Genomic DNA, 1,326 nt, shown 5'->3' with positions numbered 1-1,326 from the left:
CGGCTTGATGACGGCGGCGCCATTGTGACCAGTGCAGAACCTGCCGGGTGGTGCAGCAGCGGGTCAGGATGAGGACAGCCAGCAGGCGGCGGATCTCGGGCATGGTCAGCGCGATGTGTTTCTCGTCGCAGGGCCGTTGGGCGGCGGCGATGGTGGCCAGGAAGGCCAGGGCGAGCATGGCCAGGGTGATGTGCCGGTGCCAGGCCCGCCAGCCGCGCACCTGGTAGTGGTCCAGCCCGACCTGGCCCTTGGCTGCTTGGAAGGACTCCTCCACAGCCCACCTGGTGCCCGCGATCTTCACCAGGGCCATCAGCGGCCTGGGCGTGGGCGCGTAGCAGCGGTAGAAGGCCAGCTCGCCGGTGGTCAGGTTGCGGCGGATCAGCAGCCACCGATATCCGTCGGCCTTGCCCTGTGGGCCGGTTTCGTCGATACGCGCCCAGGCCCAGGCGTACCAGCGCGGGCCCTTGGCGCCCTGGCCGGCGCGGTAGCGGTGCCAGTGCCGATCGGCCAGGCCGGCGGCGATGTCGGCCACGCTGCGGTCGGTCCCGTCCAGGTGCACCCGCCGGTTGCCCGCGATCGCCAGCACGTAGCCGACCCCGCGTTGTTCCAGCAGGCCGCGCAGGCGCGGGTCTTGGCCGTAGACCTCATCACCGCTCACCCACCGCGCCGGCAGCCCGGCATCCAGCGCAGCGGCGATCATCTCGGCTGCCAGGACGGGCTTGGTGGCGAAGGCGGCGTGCTCGGGCACCCCGGCCTTGGCGCACCGCCCGGGGTCGGCCAGCCAGGAGTGTTCGGGCAGGTAGAGCCGCCGGTCCACCAGCGCGCGTCCCCGCGCTGTGGTGTAGGCGAGGAACACGCCGACCTGGCTGTTTTCGATCCGCCCTGCGGTGCCGGTGTATTGCCGCTGCACTCCGGCCGAGCCGGCGCCCTTTTTCAGGAAGCCGGTCTCATCCACGATCAGCACCCCGTCGGGGCCGAACTGCTCGATGACGTAGTCGCGCAGGTCGTCGCGTACGGCGTCGGCGTCCCAGCATGCCGTGCGCAGCAGGCGTTGCATCGCCTGCGGGCCACTCAGCCCGGCGTGCTCGGCCAGATTCCAGCAGTTCTTGCGTTCGAGGTCGGACAGCAGCCCTCGGACGTAGGCGGTGGCGGTGCGACGTGGCTCGACGCGGCCAAAGCGCCCGGCGATCCGGCCCATCAGGTCGTTGAAGGTGACCATCCAGCCGTCAGGGTCTAAAGTGTCGGCCACGGCCATCACGCGATCTTGGGATGTCTTCACAAACTCCGAATGATCACGTGGTGGCCGTCTTCATGCCACCTCAACGC

At 69.9% G+C, this 1,326-nt stretch carries 1 protein-coding gene; it reads right to left on the bottom strand.

Annotated features, from left to right (window positions below):
* A partial coding sequence (locus tag ACIBX3_RS61230; protein ID WP_397130035.1) for an IS701 family transposase occupies positions 1–1,198 on the bottom strand: 1,198 nt, incomplete at its 3' end.
* Between the last annotated feature and the right edge of the window lie 128 nt (positions 1,199–1,326).

It is taken from the genome of Nonomuraea sp. NPDC049480 (assembly GCF_044465905.1).
Lineage (GTDB): Bacteria > Actinomycetota > Actinomycetes > Streptosporangiales > Streptosporangiaceae > Nonomuraea.
Note: the sequence above shows the minus strand (reverse complement) of the source record. Positions and strands in the feature narration are given on the sequence as shown.